This window comes from Sphingopyxis sp. BSNA05, from assembly GCF_013265645.1.
GTDB lineage: Bacteria > Pseudomonadota > Alphaproteobacteria > Sphingomonadales > Sphingomonadaceae > Parasphingorhabdus.
The window spans coordinates 1-3988 of the sequence record NZ_PYIA01000168.1; the positions used below are offsets into that span (position 1 = coordinate 1).

General features: G+C 53.6%; 3 protein-coding genes. All 3 read left to right on the forward strand.

The features are described 5' to 3' along the window. The coding region (locus tag C8024_RS19555; RefSeq protein ID WP_173208334.1) for a conjugal transfer protein TraN at positions 1-1584 on the forward strand (1584 nt) is incomplete at its 5' end. A gap of 80 nt (positions 1585-1664) precedes the next feature. Further along, positions 1665-2456, forward strand: coding sequence for a conjugal transfer protein TraF (locus C8024_RS19560; protein WP_100095347.1), 792 nt, complete (start codon positions 1665-1667; stop codon positions 2454-2456). Between the two features lie 69 nt (positions 2457-2525). Continuing rightward, positions 2526-3875 carry a conjugal transfer protein TraH gene (locus C8024_RS19565; protein ID WP_173208337.1) on the forward strand — a complete coding sequence of 450 codons (1350 nt, stop codon included), beginning with the start codon at positions 2526-2528 and terminating at the stop codon, positions 3873-3875. The last annotated feature ends 113 nt before the right edge of the window (positions 3876-3988 follow it).

A 3988-nucleotide genomic window follows, 5' to 3' on the forward strand; every position in this document is an offset into this window, starting at 1 on the left:
ACGCAGCCCGATGCGGCGCGTGTTCCTGGATACACATCAAATCCTGCTGAGGCGGATTATGCCGATAATCCGGAACGCATTGAAGGCGATGCAAGGGCCGCAGCGCGCAGCCACGAGGGTATGAAAGCGATAAAGGACTCCAATGCCCGGCGCGCGAAGTTTGAGATAGATGAAATCAAAGCGGTCACTGCGCGGTCTAATTCGATCAACGAAGACCCACTTGCCTATACCAGCGGTATGGAAATTGGCGGGGCGGAAGGGCGCTGCGTTCCGCTACCGCCCTCTCCAGGATCGCCGGGCCGTTATACGGCTACCTGCAATAGCGGGGTGGCGCTGGAAGAAACAAACGAGAGTTGCAGCATCTATCTAAATGTAAGGGTCGAGCAGCGGACCCAATATCATTATCTGTGCAGCGATATCAGTCCTTACCAATTTGGCGGCGTCCCTTCTTGCGAGATATTTAACGCAAATGGATGCCGGAGGGCCGGAATACGTCCAGGACCGTGTTTGCAATGGGGCGGAAACCGTGAACAGGATCGATACTGCGTTGAACCCGGCGAACCCTATGTTGAAATGAGCTGCAGCGCGCCTGTCGCGGGAGAAACGCCTTACGCGACATCATCTGAAAATATTATTCAGGAAAACCAAAATGATGCCGCTTGTCGGACTTTTGCCGAAGATGCCGATTGCGAACAAACAGCCGAGACTTGCAGCGACAGCGACCCTGTAACCCGCATCATAAACGGTGTGCCGGTCACAAAACCCTGTTGGGCATGGGAGCGGGCCTATCAATGCAATGCCCGGCGCGCTGCCAATGATTGCGAGGAATTGGATAATAATCCGGCTTGCCAATTGCTCCGCGAGGATTGTCTAAGCGAAGATAATCCCTGCTCGACCACCGAATGGGTTTATGATTGCCCGCTTCCAGATACGCAAGGCTCGGGTAGCCAATATATTTGTGACGGCGATGTCTATTGCATCGACGGATCATGTGAGACGATTGAGCGCGAAGCGAATGACGAGTTCAAGGATGCCGCTGTTGCGCTTCACGCGATGGACGATGCGCGCGGACAATTTGATCCCGACACATTAACGCTTTTCAAAGGCGAGCGCGAGACGTGCGGCTCAAAAGTCTTCGGGGTGCTTAATTGCTGCAAGGGCAAAGGCTTTCCGCTCATTCCCGGCATTAGCCTGCTAGTTGCGCTGGGCTGCGACACGCAAGAGATCCTTCTTCACCAACGCGATGCCAATGGACTGTGTGCCTATGTCGGCAGCTATTGCTCAAAGAAAATCCTCGGCATCTGCATCACCAAGAAGAAAGCCTATTGCTGCTTCACATCCAAATTGTCGCGTATTTTGCAGGAGCAAGGCCGCGCGCAGCTTCCCAAACCTTGGACTCGGGCGAAAGACGAACAATGCAATGGATTCACAATCGAGGAATTCGCGCAGCTCGATCTTTCAAGAATGGATTTTTCCGAAATCTATTCGGAGTTCACCGAAGCCGCCCGCCTGCCCGATGAACTCGAAGCGGCCAATGATATTCAGCAGAAAATTCAAGATTTCTATGAAAGATCAGGCCCATGAAAAATGTTTTTGGCTCCACGCTTCCCCTGCCCTTGACGCTCGGTGGAATGGCCGTGCTTGTCCTTGCAATAACGTTGCTTATGGATGCCGCCCTCAGTCCGGCATTCGCGCAAGGCGCTGCATCCAAAGCAATTGATCAACAAACCAATATGACGCGAACCAGCGCGGATGAACTCTACTGCGAGAAACGGAAACTGGGATTTTGGTTCTATTGCACCAAGCCGAAATCGCCTGAAACAGAAACACTTCAACCAGAACCGCAGTCAAGCGCAAGCGAGCAACTCGATGCGGTCACGAAGGAATTGCGTGAGCTTAAAGCCAAAGCCATCCTCGAACCAACCCGCAAGAATGTCATCGCTTATATACGCTTCCAACGTGAACAACTTGATCGTGCGTCACTGTTTTCAGACGTTTGGCAGCGCGCAATCTGGCAGCAACCGGATCTCGACTATACGCTCGAGCGCCCGGTTTCCACACTCGCCAAAAGACAATGGCAAGATGACCGGAGCGCTTCACGTGATACCGTCATGGCCAATCTTGGGAAACGCTACGGGCTGTTTTACTTTTTTGCTCAGAGCTGCGGAGCCTGTGAGGTCATGTCGCCAATCGTAAAATCAGTATCGGGTCGTTGGAAACTGACCGTTCGCGCGATCTCAACCGATGGCGGACCGTCGCGGCATTTCCAAAATTACACCGTCGAAGCTGGTCAACGTGCGCGCATGGGATTGAAGCCTAAAATCACCCCTGCCCTGGTGCTGTGGGACAGCGCGCAAAGCCGGGCTATTCCAATCGGCTACGGCATCATTTCTGCTGATGAACTGCAGGATCGTATTTATTTACTCACATCAAAGGAAGCCGGACATGATTATTAAAAAGCGATCGCTGCGATCACAGCTGCAAGTCTAATCATCGCTCCCGTGTCTGCTAATGTCGGAGACAGCATGGACCGGTTCATGGATGATATGGGCGGTGCTGCTAATGTCACCGGACCCACGGCGTTCGAGGGTCAGTCAGCAGGCTATTATAGTCTCGGCAATGTCTGGACGCGCTTTCCCCAGAAGACGACCAATATTGCTAACTTGCAGCTCCCTTCTGCCAAGGCGGGCTGCGGCGGCATTGATATTTTTGCAGGTTCGTTTTCTTTCATCAACGCCAGTGAGATTGTCGCGATGCTCAAAGCCGTGGCGAACAACGCGGTTGGCTTTGCCTTCAGCCTTGCCATCGACACCGTGTGCCCGGAATGCTCAAAGATCATGCAGGAGTTCTCGCAAAAAGCGCAGCTCATGAATAATCTCAACATCAACAGCTGTGAAATGGCGCAGGGTTTGGTGGGCGGTATCTGGCCGAAGGGTGATCTAGCTGACAAGGCAATCTGTGAAGCGATTGGTAACTCGGAAGGCGTATTTACTGATTATGCTGCCGCCAAACATGGTTGCGGTACGAAAGGCCAGCGCGATTCCACAAATGCGGGCGCGGGCGCGGATTATGCTGATGTGCATCCGGGCGTCGCGCGAAATTACACATGGCATATCCTCAAGAAATCCGCCTTCTTCAATCCGGGCGGCACATTTGACCGCGAACTCGCAGAATATGCGATGACGCTCATCGGGACTATTATATATGTACCGCCCAAAGACGCATCTCCTGGAAAATTTGTGCCGTTCGCCGGCGATGCCTCCTCGACATTAGTAACTGCATTGCTGGACGGCACATCGGGACAGACCATCAAGGTGTTTGATTGCGATGAAGCCGATCAATGCCTCGATCCAACGTTTCGCAATATGAGCCTTGCTAGCTCTAAAGCCATTCGCCCGCGCGTGGCCGCGCTGATCACCAGCATGGTCGAAGCTATTCGCGCCGACACGGCGATCGGCAATGCCGAAAAGGAATTGCTGCAGGTCGCATCGGTGCCGCTCTATAAAATTCTGACCGTTCAGGCCGCTTATGGTCGCGGCATGCCTACCGATGACCGCGAGACGCTTGCTGAAATCGCCTCGGTTGATCTGCTCTTTGCAGTGCTCGAACGGATTGTTGGCGAAGCGGGACGTTCGATGTCCACCTTCATCGGCGCGGACGAGGCCAAGCTCGCGATGTGGCAGGGTCAAATAAACGAAGTGCGCCACGCCTTGGCGGATAGACAATCTAACAGTCAGGCCAAGGTCAGCGCGATCATGCAGATTATCGAAAAGACTGCGATGATCGAAAATATGCTCTCCGCTTCCATGTCACCCTCCATGGCAGCAGCCCTCGACTGGTCGCGCGCGGTTCAAAACCGCTCGCTGACACCTTGAGCGGAGTATCAGCTTAGATGGTCGAGATATTCACAATTGGCGGCGGCGAATATATCGTCAATGTCCTCAACGCCGTTGCGGCATGGACCGGCGCGGGCGGATACAAAAGCCTG